Below are 18,922 nucleotides of genomic sequence, written 5' to 3'. Positions count from 1 at the left end.
GTTGCGCAAAGCATGCGCGACCCACCACGCCGGCGCCGCCGCAGGGCGGCGCTTGCATTTGAACCCTGAGGACCGGACTGATGAGCGATATTGTTCTCTCCGTTGAGGTGCGCGAGCGCACCGGCAAGGGCGGCTCGCGCGAAGTGCGCCGCAATGGCCTTGTGCCGGGCGTGCTGTATGGCGGGGACCGTGATCCGGTAGCCATCACCCTGAAAAACAACGAGCTGGTCAAGGCGATCAACTCGGGCAAATTCCTCTCCCAGATGATCACTATCGATCACAAGGGCGAGACCCAGACCGTGCTGACCCGTGACGTGCAATTTGATCCGGTGCGCGATTTCCCGCTGCACGTGGATTTCCAGCGCGTGAACGAGGATTCGGTGATCTCGGTGGAAGTGCCGGTGCACTTCCTCAATGACGAGAAAGCCCCGGGCATCAAGCGCGGCGGCGTGCTCAACGTGGTGCGCCACGCCATCGAGGTCTACTCCCCGGCAGGCAGCATTCCCGAGGCCATCGAGATCGATATCTCGCACATGAATATCGGCGACTCCCTGCACATCTCGGAAGTGACCCTGCCCGAAGGCGTCACGCCGACCATCACCGACCGCGACTTCACCATCGCCACCATGCAGGGCTCGCGCGCTGTCATTGAAGACGAAGCGAGCGACGAAGACGAGACCGGTGAAGAGGCCGAGGTCGAAGACGAAAACGAGAGCGAGGACTGATCCTCGCCCTGACGGTCCTCAACGGGACCTGATCCAATTTGAGGGCGGCGCGCCGGAGCCAGGCTCCAGCCGCCGCCCTTTCCATGTGCGGAGCGCGCCATGCACCTCATTGCGGGTCTGGGCAATCCCGGCGCGAAATACGCCGCCAACCGCCACAATGCCGGCTTCATGGCGCTGGACGCCATCGCGGCGCACTGGTCGCTGGGCCCGTGGCGCAAGCGTTTCCAGGGCGAGATGTGCGAAGGCGCGGTTGAGACCGCCAGCGGCATGGCCCGGGTGCTGCTGCTCAAGCCCCAGACCTATTACAACGAAGCGGGGCGGTCCGTGGCCGAGGCCATGCGCTTCTTCCGCCTCGAAGCCGGCGATCTCACCGTGTTTCACGACGAACTCGATCTGGCGCCGGGCAAGTTCCGCCTGAAACGCGGCGGCGGACATGCGGGCAATAACGGCTTGCGCTCCATCATGAGCCAAATCCCGGGCGATTTCCGCCGCGGGCGTATCGGCATCGGCCATCCTGGCGACAAATCGCAGGTGACCGCCTGGGTGCTGTCCGACGTGCCCAAGGCTGACCGGGACTGGTTTGACGCCCTGACAGACGCGATTGCACGCTCAACGCCCCTGCTGCTGGAAGCGGGGGGCGATGACGCGTTTCAGACCAGGGTCACCCATCTGGCGCCCGCCCCGGACGGCGCCTGATTTGACATCGCCCGGTCCAGTCCCACCTTTCCAGGTGAGACCGAAGCCGCCCGGAGCGATGATGTTTGACTGGTTAACCCCCGCCCCTGCCGATGAGGTGCGCAAGCGCCTGACCCGCCTGGCGCGCGCTGATGGCGCAAGAGGGCGCATTCTGGCCTCAGAGAGGCTTGCCAGACCGACCCAGCAGTTGGAACGCACGCTGGAGATCAAGGGCCTGGGCCAGCTGCCAGCCTTCCGTGTACGCTTCGAGCAGGGCGGAAACCCCACCAAGGGCGGGGTGCGCTTCGCCCCCGACGCCAGCCTGGCGGAAGCCGAGCGTCTGTCCTTGTTGATGACCCTCAAATGCGCCCTGGCCGGTCTGCCGTTTGGCGGGGCCAAGGGCGCGGTGCGTGTGGAGGCGCGCCAGCTCGATCAGGACCAGCGCGAAGAGATCGCGCGCGCCTATGCGCATGCCTTCGCTGACGTGATCGGGCCGGAAACGGACGTGCCCGCCCCCGATATCGCCACGGGTCCGTTCGAGATGGATGTGATCCGCCGCACGCTGAACGCAGACAAGGGCCGCTCGCGCGCACCTGTCACCGGCCTGCCGCCAGAGACCGGAGGACTCGCCTTGCGCGAGGGCGCCACCGGGCTGGGCGGCTGGCGCGTCTATCAGCGGCTGTGCGAGAGCGGCCATTGCAAGGCGCATCCGCGCATTGCAGTGCAGGGTTTTGGCAGCGCCGGGTCCGCGTTTGCGCGCGCTGCAAACCAGGCCGGCGCAGTGATCGTGGCGGTGTCGGACTCACGCTCCATGGCCGCCAATCGCGGCGGTCTGGACATTGACGCCGTGACAGAGCGCAAGCGCGAGACCGGCAAGGTGGGCGAGGACGGCGATCCGGGCGCGATTGTGGAAACAGACTGTGACGTCCTGGTGCTGGCGGCCTCCGGCGATGTGATTGATGCTGCGGCCGCGCGCAAGCTCAGGGCCGAACGCCTGATCGAGCTCGCCAACGCGCCGGTCACCCGCAAAGGGTACGAGGCGCTGGACGCGCGCGGCATTGAAAGCGTGCCTGACATACTGGCCAATGCCGGAGGAGTCGCGGCGTCCTATTTCGAGTGGCGCGCGTTCGGCGAGCCGGACGCGCCGGACGAGAGCGCCCTGAAAGCGCAATGGAAGCAGGTGATGGACAAGGCCGCCGACGCGGTCAGCGCGCTGGCGTCCAGGACTGGGCAGCCGGTGCACGCCGCCGCCCTCCTGTTCGCGCTCGACCAGCTCGATCCGGATACGCGCCAACTTGCGGTCAGTTAAGCCGGTCGAGCCGGGTCAGTGCGATCGCGCCTGGACCGCATACATCATGGGCGAGCGCGCCAATCAGTGCGCCGCTATCGTCACGTACGGCTTCGTAGAGATAGCAGCCCTCACCGTCCGCCGGCATATGCCCGGGGATAAAGGACGGATCGCCTTCGCCCGGCGCTTCGCCAGCGCGCTCGGACACCACAGTGAAGTCAGCCCTGCCCTGGCGCACCACACAATCCCAGCGGCCTGTCTCGCCTACGCGCAGGCGCACACGGGTCTGTTCTTCATCAGCCCCGGCGTGAATGACATGAGCGCTGCCGCTGCCGCGCACAAAGGCCATGGATGAATTGCGCGCCGAGGCCAGGCACTGGGTGATGGCCGGCATGAGTTCAGGCAGATTCTCGGTCCAGCTGGGGTGCGGCCCCGTCTCGCGCGCACAACCGCGGTAATCGCGCCGCCCCACGGTCACCAGGGCTGTGCGCGGCCAGACGCCATGGGCTGTTTCGCAGGGCTGAACGCTCAGGCGCACGCTGACATGATGAGGCGGCTCAGCGCTGTCATAGACCCGCGCGCCTGCGCGTATCCATGCCTGGTCCAGATCAAATTCGGACTCCACCGCGCCCGCTGCGAAACCCGCGCCGTCAAACTGGGCCACGGCGCGTCCGCGAATCTCGCGGAACACGATGCGGGCGTGAAAATCGCCGCCCTCGATCTCGTATCCGGCGCTGCCGGGCCTGGCCGGACGGGGCGCAGGATCGCGGTCCCCCGCCTCAGGATGATCGATCAGGCTGGAAGGGCGAAGTTCGGGCGCAGTCACGCAGGCGCTGGCCAAGAGGCCGAGCGCCGCAATGGTGATCAGACGCACTGCGTGCGGTCTGGAAATGATGGTCATCAAACCCTCCCCTCGCCGGCCTGGCGCCAGTCTACACTTTTCCGGCGCATGATGCGCGCATGGCAGGCCGTCAGCCCGCCGCTGCGCGCACCGCCTCGCGAATGGCGTCCAGCGCGGCCTCGGCGCCGGACCCGTCCGGGCCGCCGGCCTGGGCGAGATCAGGCTTGCCGCCCCCGCCCTTGCCGCCCACCGGCCCGGCGCCGGCGCGCACCAGCGCGACGGCGTCCAGCGTGGCGGTAAGATCCGGGCTGACGCCCACGGCCACGGCCGCCTTGCCGTCCGCCACGCCGATAAAGGCGGCCACGCCGCTTTTCAGCGACTGGCGCGCCTCATGGACCATGTCGCGCAAATCCTTGCCGCCCACGCCTTCGAGCACGCGGCCCAGGAACTGGATGGATCCAAGGGTTTCCGGCGCAGGCGCGCCGCCGCCCGCGCCGCCGCCCATGGCAAGCTGCTTCTTGGCCTCGGCCAGCTGCTTGTCCAGGGCCTTGCGCTCGTCCTGCAGGGCCGCGATGCGCGCGGCCAGATCCTGGGTGGGGATTTTCAGCTGGGCGGCCGCGGCGCGGGCGATGCCGGCCTCGGTTTCCAGCCACTGGCGCGCGGGCTCGCCGGTCAGCGCCTCGATGCGGCGCACGCCCGCGCTCACCGCGCCCTCGCTGACGATCTTGAACAGGGCGATATCGCCGGTGCGCGCCACGTGCAGGCCGCCGCACAGCTCCACCGAATAGGATTTGCCGTCCGCCTCCAGCGCCTCGCCCATGGCCAGCACGCGCACGCGCTCGCCGTATTTCTCGCCGAACAGGGCCAGCGCGCCCTGATCGATGGCCTCCTGCGGGCTCATCTCCGCCTCGCGTGCAGGCGCGTTCTGGCGGATGACGGCGTTGACCTCGGCCTCGATGGCCGCGATCTCGCCAGCGCTCACCGCGCGCCCGTGGGAGAAGTCAAAGCGCAGCCGGTCCGGGCCCACATAGGAGCCCTTCTGGGTGACGTGCGGCCCCAGCACGCGGCGCAGGGCGGCATGCATCAGGTGGGTGGCCGAGTGATTGGCGCGGGTCTGGCGCCGGCGCGCATTATCAGCGGCCAGGCGCGCGCTCTGGCCCGGCGCGATCGCGCCCTCGCTCAGCACGCCGATATGGGCGTAGAGCGCGCCGGCGCGCTTTTGAACGTCGCGCACGGTAAAGCGCGCGCCATTGGCGAACACGATCTCGCCTGAATCGCCGATCTGGCCGCCGCCCTCGGCGTAGAAGGGGGTCTGGTCGAACACCAGCTCGGCCTCCTGGCCGGCCTCGAGGGCCTCCAGCTCGCCGCCGCCGGCCACAATGGCCATGAGCTCGCCCTCGCCCTCATATCCGGCATAGCCGGTAAAGCCGGTCTCGCCCAGGCGCTCCTTGAGGGCGAGCCAGACCGTGTCGGCGGCCGCATCGCCGGACCCGGCCCAGTGGGCGCGGGCCTGGGCGCGCTGGCGCTCCATGGCGGTCTCGAACCCGGCCTCGTCCACGCCCAACCCGCGCGCGCGCAGCGCGTCCTGGGTCAGGTCCAGCGGGAAACCGTATGTGTCATAGAGCTTGAACGCGGTCTCGCCCGGCAAAGCCTCGCCGGGCTTGAGCGCCGCCACAGCCTCTTCAAGCAGGCCCAGGCCGCGCCCGAGGGTGCGCTGGAAGCGCTCCTCCTCGCCGCGCAGCGTCTCCTCGATGGCGGGCAGGGCGCGCACCAGATCGGGATAGGCGCCTCCCATTTCATCGGCCAGCGTGCGCGCCAGGGTGAACAGCACCGGCTCCTCAGCCCCCAGCATGTGGGCGTGGCGCATGGCGCGGCGCATGATCCGGCGCAGCACATAGCCTCGGCCCTCATTGGACGGGGTGACGCCGTCCGCGATCAGGAAGCTGACCGCGCGCAAATGGTCGGCGATCACCCGGAAGCTCGCCAGCGCCTCGCCTTCGGCTTTGGCTTTGAGCGCCTCTTCAGACGCCGCGATCAGGGTGCGGAACAGGTCAACATCATAATTGTTGTGCACGCCCTGCAGCACCGCCGCGATACGCTCCAGTCCCATGCCCGTATCGATGGAGGGTTTGGGCAGATCGCGCCGCTCGCCGCCGGCCATCTGCTCGAACTGCATGAAGACCAGATTCCAGATCTCGATGAACCGGTCGCCATCCTCGTCCGGGCTGCCCGGAGGGCCGCCAGGCACGTCCGGCCCGTGATCATAGAAGATTTCCGAACACGGCCCGCACGGGCCGGTATCGCCCATGGACCAGAAATTGTCCGAGGTGGCGATACGCAGGATTTTCGAATCCGGCAGGCCCGCCACCTTGCGCCAGATGGCCGCCGCTTCCTCGTCCTCGGCATAGACCGTCACCAGAAGCCGGTCGGGATTGAGCCCGAAATCCCTGGTCACCAGACTCCAGGCGAAATCAATGGCCTCATCCTTGAAATAGTCGCCGAAGGAAAAATTCCCCAGCATTTCAAAGAAGGTGTGGTGGCGCGCGGTATAGCCCACATTGTCCAGATCATTGTGCTTGCCGCCGGCGCGCACGCATTTCTGCGAGGACACCGCGCGCGGCCGGGCGCGGGTTTCGGCGCCGGTGAAGGCGTTCTTGAACGGCACCATGCCGGCATTGACGAACAGCAAGCTGGGATCATCGCGCGGCACCAGCGGAGCGGAGCTCACCACCTCATGGTCGTGCGACTGGAAAAAGCCCAGAAACTGGCTGCGGATATCGGCCAAGGCGGTCATCGGTCACTCCGGGCGCGAGAGGTGCGCCAAAGGCTGCGGGCGCCCCGGCGCAAGAACACGCCGGGCAGCGAGCGCTCATATACGGGCGGGCGCCCGGCTTCGCCAAGCGCCCGCTGCAAATTCTGTGGAGATGTGACGGTCCCGCCGCGCCGTGATGCCAGGGCGGCGGAGCGTCAGCCGGCGGCTTCCTGGCCGTCCCCGTCTTCATCGCCCTCGGGGCCGACCAGCAATTCCTCGGCGATGAGGCCCGCATTGGCGCGCACCTTGGCTTCGATACGCGCGGATATATCGGGATTGTCGAGCAGGAATTTGCGCGCGTTCTCGCGGCCCTGGCCGATGCGCTCGGAGTCGTGGGAATACCAGGAGCCCGATTTTTCGATGATATTGCCCTTCACCCCCAGATCGAGCAGCTCGCCGGTCTTGGAGATGCCCTCGCCATAGAGAATGTCGAACTCCACCTCCCGGAAGGGCGGGGCGACCTTGTTCTTGACCACCTTGACCCGGGTCTGGTTGCCGATCACCTCGTCGCGGTCCTTGATCGCGCCGATGCGGCGGATGTCGAGACGGACGGTGGCGTAGAATTTCAGCGCATTGCCGCCCGTGGTGGTTTCCGGGCTGCCGAACATGACCCCGATCTTCATGCGGATCTGGTTGATGAAGATCACCAGGCAGTTGGATTTGGAAATGGAGCCGGTGAGCTTGCGCAGGGCCTGGCTCATCAGGCGCGCCTGCAGGCCGGGTAGGGAATCGCCCATCTCGCCTTCCAGTTCCGCGCGCGGGGTCAGGGCCGCGACCGAATCGATCACCAGCACGTCCACCGCGCCCGAGCGCACCAGCGTATCGGCGATCTCCAGCGCCTGCTCGCCCGCGTCGGGCTGGGACACCAGAAGCTCGCCCACATCCACGCCCAGCTTGCGCGCATAGATCGGGTCGAGGGCGTGTTCGGCGTCGATGAAGGCCGCCGTACCGCCCGCTTTCTGGCATTCGGCCACGGTATGGAGCGCCAGCGTGGTCTTGCCCGAGCTTTCCGGGCCGTAAATCTCGATAATGCGCCCCTTGGGCAGGCCGCCCACGCCCAGAGCGATATCCAGGCCCAGCGAGCCGGTGGAAATGGCCTCGATATTCTGGGCCGGGCGCGAGCCCAGCTTCATCACCGAACCCTTGCCGAAAGCGCGGTCAATCTGGGTAAGGGCGGCGTCCAGCGCCTTCTGCTTGTCCATATCGGCGTCCTTTACAACGCGCAGCTCGGCCTTGGCCATGATCGCTCTCCTTCTGACACGCCCGCCCGAGTCGGGCAATGCAGGCTTCATGGAGCAATCTGTACACGCTCTGTTCCGGGAACGCAAGCGGAACAAATATCCGCCTGATGCTCCTTCCCAAAACCCGGCTGACGCGGTGCGGCTATGACGCGCCGGTCTCCGCCCGGGCGCGGCCCAGCGCCAGCTCCTGCTTCACGCGCTCGGCCAGGTCCTGGATTTCGAACGGCTTGGGCAGGAAGGAAATCTCCAGATCGGACGAGAGGGTGTCGGAAAACTCCTCCTCGGCATAGCCGGAGATGAACACGATGCGCGCTTCGCCCAGAAGATGGCGGGCCTGTTCAAGCATTTTCGGTCCGCTCAGCCCGGGCATGACCACATCGGACAGGAGCAGATCGAAGCTTTCGGGTTCGGCCTCGAGAATCTCCAGCGCCTCCTCCCCGTCGCACGCCTCGATAACCTCATAGCCTTTGCGGCGAAGAGTCTTGGCGGCCACGGTGCGCACCATCTCCTCGTCCTCGACAAACAGGATGCGGCCATGGCCGGCCTGATCGCGGGGTTCAGGCTTGATCTCGGCTGCGGCGCGCTCGGCGGCGATCTCCTCCACCTCGTCCTCGCTGGGCGTATGGCCGGGCAGATAGATATGGAAGGTGGCGCCCTTGCCAGGCCGGGAGTCCACAAACAGGAACCCGCCCGACTGCTTGATGATGCCGTACACGGTCGACAGGCCCAGTCCCGATCCGCCCTCGGCGGCGCGGGTGGTGAAGAAGGGCTCGAAAATCTTGGCCCGGGTCGCCTCGTCCATGCCGCAGCCCGTGTCAGAGACATGGATGGCGGCCCAGGGGCCTTCGGCCGGATCAGGCGCGCCAGCCTTGCGCACGGCGTCTGCGTCCACGGATTCGGTGGTGATGGTCAGCACCCCTCCGCCCTGGGCCTTCATGGCGTCGCGGGCATTGGTGGCCAGATTGACCAGGATATTGTCGATCTGCACCCGGTCGGCGCGCACCAGCGGCAGATCGCGCCCGTGGCGTATCTCCAGGCGCACGCTCTCTTCCAGGATCTGGTTGAGCATGTGGCTGCAGTCCGACAAGACGTCGGACAGATCGAACACCGTCATGCGGAAGGTCTGCTTGCGAGAAAACGCCAGCAGCTTGCGCACCAGCCCGGCCTGGCGGGCGCTGACCGAGCGGATCTGCTGCAGATCCTGATAATCGGGATCGCCCACCGGGTGGCGGGCCAGCAACTCGCCCAGATGGAACTTCACCACGGTGAGCATATTGTTGAAATCATGCGCCACGCCGCTGGCCAGCTGGCCGATGGCCTGCATCTTGCCGGCCTGGTCGATCTGCTGCTCCAGCTCCTTCCAGCCCGATACGTCCATCACATAGGCTGATCGCTGGCCCTCGCGCGCGGGGGCCAGGAAGACTTGAACGGCTTTCTCCCCCTCTCCGCAGGCCAGACGCGCCTCGCTGGGATCGCCTCGCCCGGCCAGGGCGCGGGCGAACACCATGGCAGGCGTTTCGCCATCGGTGAAGCGGAACAGATCGGCGAAGCGGCGCCCGGGCAAAGCCTGGCCGCCCGACAGCTGAACCAGCGCCGGATTGGCGTCCTCGATCACCGCATCCTGGGGATCCTCGCCGTCCAGACGCGCCACGCCGAAGGGTGCGGTGGCGAACATATCGTCAAGCGTGCGCCCGGCGCTGGAGGGCGACAGGGCCGGAACCTGGCCCTCGCCATGATGCGCGACCAGGACGGACGCCGAATCGTGAACGACCACGCGGGCGCACGCCGGGGCCGCATCAGCCCACTCAACAGACAGCCCGACCGGAACATCCACGCCGCCGCGGCCCTTCAGCCGCGCAGCGATGCTGATGACGGTCTTGGCGCCTTGGGATTTCAGAAACGCGCGGGCGGAGTCAGGGGCCAGAATATCGCGTATTCTCAAGGCCTTGTCCGCCGCAACGCCAAGCCAGTCGCGCAAGGTGGCGTTGGCGGCCAGCACCCGCCCCTCGCCATCGGCGAGGCACAGCCCGACAGGCGCATACTCAGCCCATTCCGGCGGCGCCGGGGGATCAAGGGAATCGTCGCCTTGCACGCGCGAAAACCGCCACAGAACCGCACCCGTGCTCATCGGGCTGACATCACAGGCATAGAACGCCGCCCCCTCGACGCCCGGCTGGACAACGGTCAGGGTTTCACAGCCCGGCTCGCCGCGCGCGCCAGCGCGCGCCAGCCGGTACACGCCCGCCGCGCTCTCGCCGGAGAACAGGCGCTCGGGTCCGGGCGCGCCGAACCCCGCCGACAGGCCGCTGGCCTTGGCCAGGTCCCGGTAAGCGGCATTGGCCCACAGCGTGCGCCCGGTGCGCGCGCTGATCAGCATGGGGTCTGGCGCAGCCTCCAGCGCGGCTTCGGCCAGGCTCGGGGGGGAGGGTTCATTGCCGCGCAGGGCGCGTCCCGCCGCCTCGCCGGCCGCCAGGGCGTAGAGCACCAGCAGCGCCGCCGCCGCGATCCCGCAAAGCAGCACCACGCCATGCCAGCCCGCCGCCGCGCCGGCGATCACCGCCACGCCCGCCGCGATGAGCGCGCCCAGGCTCGCCGTCCACAATATGATCCGCGCCAGAGGCCGTGTCAGCGATCCGGGACCGGATGCTGGAGCGGGCGCCGCTGCGGGCGCGGCCGCCGCAGGCGCGTCATCAGCGGTCTGGCCGGTCTCGGCAGGCGTGGCGTCAGTCATGGCGGGCTCCGTGGCGGACAAAAGCGATTCGGCCCTCAAGCATCCAGCCACAAGGTTAATCATGTTTCAGCATTGGCGATATTGCCTTGCCGTTCAGGCGCCGCCGGCGTGCGGCCCGCCAGTACGCGCGGCCATTTCGCCGATGGGCAGGACAGGGGCTGGAACGGAAAGCGCCACGGCCCTTGACCTCAAGTTAGCTTGAGATTCTAGACACAGGGCTGGTTCGTCGTGAACCCTGCAACAGCGAGGAGCTGATCATGACCCGGCGCACATCCGTCATCGCCAATCCCGAACCCGTTATCGAGCACGTCAATCTCACCATCGCCGATCCCGAACACACCCATGCCATGCTGCAAGCGGTGTTCGGATGGCGCGAGCGCTGGCGGGACAATGACTATGGCGGGCGCGTGGCCATTCATGTCGGCGGCCCGTCCAGCTATGTCGCCCTCTACGGGATAGGGTCCGGCACGCCGGCGCGGCAAGGCAAGCCAAGCGGCCCGTTCAATCATTTCGGCGTGGTGGTCAGCGATCTCGACGCGTGCGAGGCGCGGGTGCGCCAATTCGGCCTGAAGCCTTACGGCCACGCCGATTACGAACCGGGGCGGCGCTTCTATTTCGAGGATCTCAACGGGGTGGAGTACGAAGTGGCGAGCTATTAGCGCAGGGCGCGGCGCCTAGCGCCTTTTGCGCTCGGCCAGGCTCATCACATAACCGATCACCTTGGCCACGGCGGCGTAGTGCTCGGGATCAATGGGATCGTCCAGATCGGTGGTCGCATAGAGCGCGCGCGCCAGGGGCGGGTCTTCCACGATGGGGATGTCATGCTCCTGCGCGCGTTCGCGGATGCGCAGGGCGACCGCATCCACGCCCTTGGCGATGCAGATGGGCGCAGGCGTGCGGCCCTGCTCGTATTCCAGGGCGATGGCGTAATGGGTCGGGTTGGTGATCACCACGGCGGCTTCGGGCACCCGGCTCATCATGCGTTTCTGGGCGCGCTCCTGACGGATCTGGCGCAGCTTGGCGCGCACCAGCGGATCCCCCTCGGTCTCCTTGAACTCGTCGCGCAGCTCCTTGCGGCTCATCTTGTTGCGCTGGATGAACTGATGGCGCTGGAACATCCAGTCGAGCGCCGCGATGGCGGCATAGGCGACCAGCGCCGCGATGAGCAAAAGCACCGCTGCGCCATGCACTTCCGAGAGCACCCGCGCAGGCATGAGCATGGGAAAACTGGCCAGATCATCCCGGCGCGGCCATAGCACCAGGAAGATCGCGGCGCCCACCAGCGCCATCTTGCCGATGCCCTTGAGGAAATTGACCCAGCCCTGTGGGCCGAACATGCGTTTGACGCCTTCGACCGGATTGAGCTTGTTGAGCTTGGGCGCGATTTTCTTGGGCGTCCATAACAGGCCGTGCTGGACCAGATTGCCCGCCGCCGCCGCCGCCATCATCAGCGCATAGGCCAGCCCCATGATCAGCGCCAGCGTGGTCAGGGACTGGATCACCAGACCCAGCGCGGCGCCCGCATCCAGGCCGATCTGGTGAGGGCGCTCGAGAAACGGGCTCATGGCGCGCGCCAGTTCCCGGGTGAAGCCCGGCGCCATGAAGGCGATCACCGCCAGGCCGGCGGCCAGGGTGAACCAGCCTGAAATCTCCTGGGATTTGGGCACATCGCCTTCATCGCGCGCTTTTTTCAGCTTGCGCTCGGTGGGCTGTTCGGTCTTTTCAGACTTGTCTTCACCTTCGGCCATGGCGCACCTCTAGCCCAGCGTGGCGGCGAATTCTTCCAGCCGCTCCACCCAGATCAGGGACATGGCGCCCAGCGAGATCGCCAGAATGGAAAAGCCCAACAGGATATTGAGCGGCATGGCGATGAAGAAAATCTGCGCCTGGGGCATCAGCCGGGACAGCACGCCCAGCCCCAGATAGAAGATCAGCCCGAAGGCGATCAGTGGCGAGGCGATGCGCACCGCGATGATGAAGCTGTCTATGAACAGGCCCAGCGCCCACTGGGCCGCATCGCCCCAGATCGGCGCCTGCCCGGCGGGCATCAGCGCATAGGACCCCGCCGCCGCCTGCAGCAGCAGGTGATGGATATTGGTGGTGAAGATCAGGAGCAGGAACAGAAGATTGAAAAACTGGGCCGGCAGCGCGCCGGACTGGCCCTGCATCGGGTCGAAAGCCTGCGCCATGGCCAGGCCTGTCTGATAGGCGATCACCTGACCGGCGACAGCGGCGGCGGCCATCAACAGCCGGGCGCCGGCGCCGATCATCAGCCCGATCACCACTTCCACCGCCACAAGTCCGGCCAGTCCGGACAGGGATTGAGGCGGCGCGGGCAATTCTGGCGCGATCACCGGTCCGGCCACCAGTGCAAAGGCAAGCGCAAACGACAGGCGGATGCGCGGCGGGATTGATGGTTCGCCAAAGCCGGGAAGGATCATCAAAATGGCGCCCATGCGGGCGAACACCAGCACCGCAGCGAACAGGCTGATTCCGATATCGAAACCGGCGATCACCGCCTCACCCCGCCACGATGCGGTCTGTGATCATCTCCATGAACCCGCCCAGGAGCGCCCCCATAAGCGGCAGGAACACGATCAGCGCCAGAAAGATGGCCACGATCTTCGGCACGAAGACCAGCGTCATCTCCTGCACCTGGGTCAGAGCCTGGAACAGGGCGATCATCAGGCCTACGGCCAGCCCGATCAGCATGATCGGCGCGGCCATGCCCAGAAGGGTCCAGATCGCCTGGGTCGCGATGTCGAGCACTTCGCCGGGCGTCATGAGCCGCCTTTCCTCGCTGAGCGGTCACCAGTCATGACGGGATTCTGCGCCGGGCCGAAGCCTGAAGCGCGGTGAATTTATCCGGGCCGGGATTTGACCGCTTCCGTCAGGCCGGATGCTCGCCTATATCCCGATGGATCATGCAGACGAGCGAACTCATCCTGCTGGCCGCCGCCGGGCTGGTGCTGCTGGCGATTGCGGGCGTGGCCGCCACGCGCCGGGCAGGCGCGCCCCTGCTGCTGATCTTCCTGGCTCTGGGCATGCTGGCGGGCGAGGAAGGCCCGGGCGGGTTCGAGTTCCATGATCACGACACGGCCTATCTGCTGGGCTCGCTGGCGCTGGCGCTGATCCTGTTCGACGGCGGTCTTGGCACCAAGCTGCGCCGGCTCAAGGGGGTTCTGCGCCCGGCGGTCAGCCTGGCCACGCTGGGCGTGATCATCACCGCGGGCATAACCGCTGTCGGCGCCAAATACCTTTTTGATCTCAACTGGATCGAGGCCTTTCTTCTGGGCGCCATCGTATCCTCCACCGATGCCGCCGCCGTGCTGATGCTGATCGCGGGGCGTGATCTCAAGGCGCGCCCGCGCGTCGCCACCACGCTGGAGGCCGAATCCGGCTTCAATGATCCCATGGCGGTGATCCTGGTAGTCACAGCCGTGACCTGGATTTCCCAGGGGGGCGCACCGGAGCCGTTTGGAGCAGGTCTTTCCATCATCTGGGCGCTGGCCGCAGGCGGACTGATCGGCTGGTTTGGCGGACGCGCCATTGGCTGGCTGGAGCGCAAGGTTGGCCTGCCCATCGGGCTGTACCCCATCTTCGCGGCCGCCTCGGCGGTGTTCCTGTTCGCCTTTGCGCAAGTCATCGGCGCCTCGGGCTTCCTGGCCGCCTATCTGGCGGGTGTGGCGCTCGCCTCGTCGCCGCGCCGTGCGGCGGACGCCACCGAGCGGTTTTCAGACGGGCTCGCCTGGCTGTCCCAGATCGGCCTGTTCCTGATGCTGGGCCTGCTGATCACACCCAGCCACGCCGCTGAAGTGGCCCTGCCCGCGCTGGGCGTGGCGCTGATCCTCATTCTTGTGGCCCGCCCGCTGGCGGTGCTGATCTGCCTGGCGCCGGAACGCTTCCGCCTTAATGAGCGCGCCTTCATCGCCTGGATGGGGCTTCGCGGCGCGGTGCCGATCTTTCTGGGCGCTTATCCGGTGATCGCCGGTGTTGAGAACGCCAATCTATATTTCTCTGCGGCCTTTGCGGTGGTGATCGCCTCGCTGGTGATCCAGGGCTGGACCGCCGGACCGGTGGCGCGCCTTTTCGGCGTCGCCCCGCCCCTGCCGCGCGCCGGGCGATGGACCAATGCGGGCATGGTGGCGGCGGTGGTGGCCGGTTTCTCCACAGTGAGCTTTGCGGTGTCCTGGGCGGTGACGCGCGAGGCGCCGTCCGAGCGGCTGATCACCACGGCCTCAGTGGCCGAGTTGCGTTCGGCGCTGGAGCCGTTGCGGGCATCCAGTTCAGCGGTCAGGCTGGAATCCTTTCCCGCTGATTGGGCTGATCTGGCGCCCGAGGAGCGCCGCGAGACATTCGCGCGTGTGGCCGCAGGTCTGATCACGGCGCAGAATGCGCGCATTCTCGACGACCGCGCAGCCTTGCTGGCCATGCGCGCGCGCATAGAGGCCGGCGAGCCGCTCCTGCTGCCCCAGCAGGCGCGCCGCGACACGCTGGCCCGGCGGTATGGCGTGCGATACGAGGACCTCGATATGCTGATCGAGCGGGTGGATATCATCCCGCCATCACTGGGCGCCGCCCAGGCCGCGCTCGCCACAGGATGGGGCGGCAATGAAAGCGCGTTGGCGCGCAACGCCCTGTTCGGGCGTTTCCCGTCTGGACAGGAGCGCTTTTCCAGCCTGCTGGCGTCAGCGGGCGATTATGTGGATCTGATCAACACCCACCGCGATTTTGCCGGGCTGAGAGCCGAGCGCGCCCGGCTGCGTGCCGAAGGCGAAGCGATCACGGGCCTGGCGCTGGCCGCCCATATAGCGCCCTATGCGTCCAGCGGCGAAGCCTATGCCGCTCAGGTCGCCAGCGTCATCTCCAGCGCCGGGCTGGAGCGCTTTGACCCGGATGCGCCCCAGGACGCCCATGAAAGCTGAATGCTTCAGTGGCCCTCATAAGCCACAAGAGAAACGCAAGGCACCCCCAGCGCCTCGACACGCCGGGCGCCGCCCAGATCGGGCAAATCAACCACAAAGCTCGCCCCGATCACATTCGCCCCGGCCTGGCGCAGCAGGCGGATCGCGGCCTCCGCCGTGCCGCCCGTGGCGATCAGGTCATCGACCAGCAGCACCGTCTCGCCGGGCGCCACGGCGTCGGTGTGGATTTCCACCTCGTCCACGCCGTATTCCAGCTCATAAGACTGGCTCAGGGTGGTGTGGGGCAGTTTGCCCTTCTTGCGCACCGGCACGAAGCCGACCGACAGCTGGTGAGCCACGGCGCCGCCCAGGATAAAACCACGCGCCTCAATACCGGCCACCTTGTCGATCTTGGCGCCGGCATGGGGCTGGACCATGGCATCCACAGCCTGGCGGAAGGCGCGCGCGTCGCCCAGCAGGGTCGTCACGTCGCGAAACTGGATGCCCGGCTTGGGATAATCCGCAATGGTGCGGATGGCGTCCTTGAGAGACTGCATGGAAAAGCCCTGCCCCTGGCGAGTTGTACGGCCCGGAGCATTCAAGCGCCCGCCCGCCCCGTCAAGGCCGCCTATGCGCTGACCGCGCCCAGCAGCACCACAACCGTCAGGCCCATGAGGATGAGGAAGCCATAGGCCGCATCCAGCGCCGCCACGCGCAAGATCGCCTGGATTCGCCCGGTCGAGTAGACCACGCGCAAAAGCCTGTAGAGATAGATGTGGGCGTAGATGAAAAAGGCCAGCACCGCCCATCCTGGCCCCGTGACCAGGCTTATCAGGATGGCGGCCAGCATGGCGATGAAGATCGCGGCGTGAAACTGCAGCGCGGTGATCAGGTGATCGAAATAGAGAAACCCCCGCCGCCATACATAGACCAGCCCGAGAAGCACCCCGAACAAGGGCACCATGACGAACATGATGCGCGGCGCCCAGGCGAAACTCTCCGCCGCCCAGCGGTCCGGCGCGCGCGCCAGGCGCTCGATCCGGTCAGCGATATAGCTGCGCGCCGCGCGTGAGCCGGTGACGCCATCAGGCGCCTCGCCGAATTCCTCGGGCACGAAGACACGGCGCATGGCGGTGATCTGGCCGTCGCTGATCTGCGGTCCTGTGAGAATGGACTCACCCTCGGACGCTTCGCCTTCGGATTCCTCCCCCGCTGCAGCAGGCGTCTGGGTTTCGAACGCCATCACTGTGTCGATCGCTCTCATGGAGCGGTCGAAATCGGCCTGGGACATCTCCCCGCTTTCCAGCGCCTCGGTCAGGGCCAGGCGCGCCTGATCAGCGCCCTCGGGCTGGAAATTGATCAGGGCGTTCTGGGCCGTGATCAGGGGCAAGATGAGGAAGAACGCCAGCGAGGCGATCAGATAAAGCCGGAAGGGCGGGATATAACGCCCGCGCTGGCCCTTGAGATAGGCGCGCGTGACCCGCCCGGGGAACGCCATCAGCTCCCACAGAGTGCGCGCCACCCGGCCATCCAGGGCGAACATGTCCGATATGCCATCGCCGATAAGGCGCCAGACCGGGCGCTTATAAAGATCGGCATGCTGGCCGCAGGCGTGGCAGACCGGCCCCATCAGCTGCGCGCCGCAATTGGCGCACACGCCGTCGGGCGTGTCAGGCCTCAGGGCGGAGGGCCGCGACGGACGGGTTTGAGGCTTGCGCCCGGCGCCAGCGGCGGCGATGGCCACTGCATGCTCGGCGGCGGTGCGGGCGGCGGCTTCCAGATCAGGTTCGCTCATTCTGAAAGCCGCCCCAGCCATGAGTGCGCAAGATTATTCAGCGCGCTCCAGATCCGCAAAGCACAAATAGCGCGTGCGGTGAACATGGTTGGCGTTATCCACCCAGCCGGTCACACGCGGGCTGACCAGTGCGCGGTTCACCAGATAGTGGATCGGCATGATGGGCTGTTCATCCAGCAGGACCTGCTCGGCCTCGGCCATAATGCGGCCGCGCTCCTCGCCGTCCAGCTGCTGGTTGGCCTCGGAAACCAGCCGGTCGAACTCCTCGTTCTGGAAGCGCGAATAGTTCATCGGAATGGATGCGCTCTCGCCCAGGAACAGGAAGTTGTAGACATCGTTATAGTCCGCGATCCAGCCGCCATCACCCACCTGGAAGTCGCCAGCGCGCAGATTGGCGTAGTGGATCTGGGCCTCGCCGCCGAGCAGCTCGACACGCACCCAGGGCGCAATCTCGGCCCAGTCGCGCTGGACCACCGGCGCCACGCGCGGGTTATCGCCCGAGGTGCGGTGCGCGAAGGTGAAGCGCAGCGGATTGTCCGGGCCGAAACCGGCCTCCTCCAGGAGCTCCCGGGCGCGCTCGCGGCGTTCATCCATGGATTGGTCGGCCCAGCTGATGCGGGCCGTGCCGGGATAATTGTCAATGGTGGGCGGCACGAAGCTGTAGGCCGGGTCCTCGCCCGAACGGCGGATCTCGTTGACGATGAACTCCCGGTTGATCGCCATGGACAGGGCATTGCGCACCCGGGCGTCATCGAACGGGGCGAGCTCGGTATTAAACGAGAAATAGGTCAGGCCCATATACGGGTGCAGGCGCACATAGTCCGGGATCTGCTGGCGCAGGAAGCTCAGATTCTGGCCTGCGAAATCGGCGTTGATGTCCAGCTCGCCGTTGCGCACACGGCGTTCGGCGGCGGGGTTGTCGACGGTGGGATAGAAGAACACCTCGTCGATGCACACATTCTCATTGTCCCAGAACAGCTCATTACGGCGCAGATGGATGAAGTCATTCGCGCGCCAGCGCACCAGCTTGTAAGGGCCGTTGGTGACAATGTTCTGGGGCTGGATCCACGCATCGCCATGGCGCTCCACCACATGGGCGGGCAGCGGGAAGGTGGTGTAGTGGGTTAAAAGGCCCGGCAGATAGGGCGCGGGAAACTCCAGATCGATGCGCAGGGTGCGCTCATCAATCGCGGTCACGCCCAGCGTTTCGGGCGGATTGTTCTCCGGGTCCAGATTGACCGGGCGCGCATTGCGGATGGGATAGAGGACCTTGGAGTATTCCGACAGGGTCAGCGGGTTGAGGATGCGGCGGAAGGCGAAGACGAAATCGTCAGCCGTCACCGGCTCGCCATCGCTCCAGCTCGCCTCGATCAGGGTGAAGGTCCAGCTCAGACCATCTTCGGACATCTCCCAGCTTTCGGCCATACCCGGTACGGGCGACCCGTCAGGCGCTTCGGTGAACAGCCCGATGAACATGTCCCCGATGATATTGTTCTCCCAGACGCCCTGCGCCCGGTGCGGGTCGAGGGACAGGGGCTCGGCGCCATTGCCGCGATGGAGCACGACCGCGCCGCTGTCATCACCATTGCGGTCTCCGCACGCGGCCAGAGTCAGGGCGGCGGCGCCGGCGGCGGCCATAAGCATGAGACGTCGGGTCAGGGTCATCTAGGCGGTCTCCTTCAGTCAGCGCCGGCGCAGGGAACGCCGGGCCCGCATCAAGGCGGGGATGTTTGTACGGTTTCCGGGGTTCAGAGCCGGAAAGGTTACTGTCATCATCATGCAACAAAGCGCACCGCTCCGTAACCTTGCGGAGCCGTGACCCTGCGATGCGGCGGCCTGATGTGTGGACGCTCAACTCTTGACGCGGGTTTAATGTCCTAGAGAACTGTATCTGAATGCAAGCAAAACCG

At 66.6% G+C, this 18,922-nt stretch carries 15 protein-coding genes; 5 read left to right on the top strand and 10 right to left on the bottom strand.

Annotated elements, in window-relative coordinates:
• Positions 1-80 precede the first annotated feature (80 nt).
• From F1654_RS00585 to F1654_RS00575, 3 genes are all read left to right on the top strand, one after another.
• A complete protein-coding gene (locus F1654_RS00585) occupies positions 81-725 on the top strand; it encodes a 50S ribosomal protein L25/general stress protein Ctc (protein WP_150021572.1) in 645 nt (214 codons plus the stop codon).
• Between the two features lie 99 nt (positions 726-824).
• Complete coding sequence (pth, locus tag F1654_RS00580) at positions 825-1,421, top strand: aminoacyl-tRNA hydrolase (RefSeq protein ID WP_150021571.1); 597 nt, start codon at positions 825-827, stop codon at positions 1,419-1,421.
• A 61-nt stretch (positions 1,422-1,482) separates the two neighbouring features.
• Positions 1,483-2,709 carry a Glu/Leu/Phe/Val family dehydrogenase gene (locus F1654_RS00575; RefSeq protein ID WP_199200407.1) on the top strand — a complete coding sequence of 409 codons (1,227 nt, stop codon included), beginning with the start codon at positions 1,483-1,485 and terminating at the stop codon, positions 2,707-2,709.
• Here the strand turns inward: F1654_RS00575 and F1654_RS00570 are convergent.
• From F1654_RS00570 to F1654_RS00555, 4 genes are all read right to left on the bottom strand, one after another.
• The gene (locus F1654_RS00570; RefSeq protein ID WP_150021569.1) at positions 2,702-3,589 is read right to left on the bottom strand and encodes a hypothetical protein; all 888 of its coding nucleotides are present in this window, start codon (positions 3,587-3,589) and stop codon (positions 2,702-2,704) included. The genes F1654_RS00575 and F1654_RS00570 overlap by 8 nt on opposite strands.
• A gap of 70 nt (positions 3,590-3,659) precedes the next feature.
• Positions 3,660-6,323 (bottom strand): alanine--tRNA ligase, encoded by a 2,664-nt coding sequence (gene alaS / locus F1654_RS00565; RefSeq protein WP_150021568.1) that lies wholly within the window; start codon positions 6,321-6,323, stop codon positions 3,660-3,662.
• Positions 6,324-6,496: 173 nt separating this feature from the next.
• On the bottom strand, positions 6,497-7,582 hold the full coding sequence (gene recA, locus F1654_RS00560; protein WP_150021567.1) for a recombinase RecA: 1,086 nt from the start codon (positions 7,580-7,582) through the stop codon (positions 6,497-6,499).
• Between the two features lie 142 nt (positions 7,583-7,724).
• A complete protein-coding gene (locus tag F1654_RS00555) occupies positions 7,725-10,313 on the bottom strand; it encodes a hybrid sensor histidine kinase/response regulator (protein ID WP_233205036.1) in 2,589 nt (862 codons plus the stop codon).
• 257 nt (positions 10,314-10,570) lie between these two features.
• Here F1654_RS00555 and F1654_RS00550 point away from each other — a divergent pair, with 257 nt between their 5' ends.
• On the top strand, positions 10,571-10,972 hold the full coding sequence (locus F1654_RS00550; protein ID WP_150021565.1) for a VOC family protein: 402 nt from the start codon (positions 10,571-10,573) through the stop codon (positions 10,970-10,972).
• A 15-nt stretch (positions 10,973-10,987) separates the two neighbouring features.
• Here the strand turns inward: F1654_RS00550 and flhB are convergent, their stop codons facing one another.
• The 3 genes from flhB to fliQ are packed head-to-tail and all read right to left on the bottom strand — an operon-like array spanning position 10,988 to position 13,097.
• Complete coding sequence (flhB, locus tag F1654_RS00545; protein ID WP_150021564.1) at positions 10,988-12,061, bottom strand: flagellar biosynthesis protein FlhB; 1,074 nt, start codon at positions 12,059-12,061, stop codon at positions 10,988-10,990.
• Positions 12,062-12,070: 9 nt separating this feature from the next.
• A complete protein-coding gene (gene fliR / locus F1654_RS00540; protein WP_150021563.1) occupies positions 12,071-12,829 on the bottom strand; it encodes a flagellar biosynthetic protein FliR in 759 nt (252 codons plus the stop codon).
• A 4-nt stretch (positions 12,830-12,833) separates the two neighbouring features.
• Positions 12,834-13,097: a flagellar biosynthesis protein FliQ gene (gene fliQ, locus F1654_RS00535; protein ID WP_150021562.1), complete on the bottom strand. Its 264-nt coding sequence runs from the start codon at positions 13,095-13,097 to the stop codon at positions 12,834-12,836.
• Between the two features lie 140 nt (positions 13,098-13,237).
• Here fliQ and F1654_RS00530 point away from each other — a divergent pair, with 140 nt between their 5' ends.
• Positions 13,238-15,238, top strand: coding sequence for a potassium/proton antiporter (locus F1654_RS00530; protein WP_150021561.1), 2,001 nt, complete (start codon positions 13,238-13,240; stop codon positions 15,236-15,238).
• Positions 15,239-15,243: 5 nt separating this feature from the next.
• Here the strand turns inward: F1654_RS00530 and F1654_RS00525 are convergent, their stop codons facing one another.
• The 3 genes from F1654_RS00525 to F1654_RS00515 all read right to left on the bottom strand — a co-directional run bounded on the left by F1654_RS00525 (position 15,244) and on the right by F1654_RS00515 (position 18,677).
• Entirely contained in the window at positions 15,244-15,774 is a 531-nt protein-coding gene (locus tag F1654_RS00525) for an adenine phosphoribosyltransferase (RefSeq protein ID WP_150021560.1), read from the bottom strand.
• A 71-nt stretch (positions 15,775-15,845) separates the two neighbouring features.
• Positions 15,846-17,012, bottom strand: coding sequence for a DUF3667 domain-containing protein (locus tag F1654_RS00520; protein ID WP_199200406.1), 1,167 nt, complete (start codon positions 17,010-17,012; stop codon positions 15,846-15,848).
• 33 nt (positions 17,013-17,045) lie between these two features.
• The gene (locus tag F1654_RS00515; RefSeq protein WP_150021558.1) at positions 17,046-18,677 is read right to left on the bottom strand and encodes a peptide ABC transporter substrate-binding protein; all 1,632 of its coding nucleotides are present in this window, start codon (positions 18,675-18,677) and stop codon (positions 17,046-17,048) included.
• Positions 18,678-18,922: the final 245 nt, after the last annotated feature.

The sequence above is a fragment of the Alkalicaulis satelles genome, assembly GCF_008630495.1.
Taxonomy (GTDB): Bacteria; Pseudomonadota; Alphaproteobacteria; order Caulobacterales; family Maricaulaceae; genus Oceanicaulis; species Oceanicaulis satelles.
Note: the sequence above shows the minus strand (reverse complement) of the source record. Positions and strands in the feature narration are given on the sequence as shown.

Bases quoted from the DNA above. Each gene is read 5' to 3' on its own strand.
- flhB (WP_150021564.1), bottom strand. From the start codon at position 12,061: ATGGCCGAAGGTGAAGACAAGTCTGAAAAGACCGAACAGCCCACCGAG.
- F1654_RS00515 (WP_150021558.1), bottom strand. From the start codon at position 18,677: ATGACCCTGACCCGACGTCTCATGCTTATGGCCGCCGCCGGCGCCGCC.
- alaS (WP_150021568.1), bottom strand. From the start codon at position 6,323: ATGACCGCCTTGGCCGATATCCGCAGCCAGTTTCTGGGCTTTTTCCAG.
- F1654_RS00530 (WP_150021561.1), top strand. From the start codon at position 13,238: ATGCAGACGAGCGAACTCATCCTGCTGGCCGCCGCCGGGCTGGTGCTG.
- F1654_RS00525 (WP_150021560.1), bottom strand. From the start codon at position 15,774: ATGCAGTCTCTCAAGGACGCCATCCGCACCATTGCGGATTATCCCAAG.
- F1654_RS00570 (WP_150021569.1), bottom strand. From the start codon at position 3,589: ATGACCATCATTTCCAGACCGCACGCAGTGCGTCTGATCACCATTGCG.
- F1654_RS00520 (WP_199200406.1), bottom strand. From the start codon at position 17,012: ATGAGCGAACCTGATCTGGAAGCCGCCGCCCGCACCGCCGCCGAGCAT.
- F1654_RS00575 (WP_199200407.1), top strand. From the start codon at position 1,483: ATGTTTGACTGGTTAACCCCCGCCCCTGCCGATGAGGTGCGCAAGCGC.
- pth (WP_150021571.1), top strand. From the start codon at position 825: ATGCACCTCATTGCGGGTCTGGGCAATCCCGGCGCGAAATACGCCGCC.
- fliQ (WP_150021562.1), bottom strand. From the start codon at position 13,097: ATGACGCCCGGCGAAGTGCTCGACATCGCGACCCAGGCGATCTGGACC.
- F1654_RS00585 (WP_150021572.1), top strand. From the start codon at position 81: ATGAGCGATATTGTTCTCTCCGTTGAGGTGCGCGAGCGCACCGGCAAG.
- F1654_RS00550 (WP_150021565.1), top strand. From the start codon at position 10,571: ATGACCCGGCGCACATCCGTCATCGCCAATCCCGAACCCGTTATCGAG.
- F1654_RS00555 (WP_233205036.1), bottom strand. From the start codon at position 10,313: ATGACTGACGCCACGCCTGCCGAGACCGGCCAGACCGCTGATGACGCG.
- recA (WP_150021567.1), bottom strand. From the start codon at position 7,582: ATGGCCAAGGCCGAGCTGCGCGTTGTAAAGGACGCCGATATGGACAAG.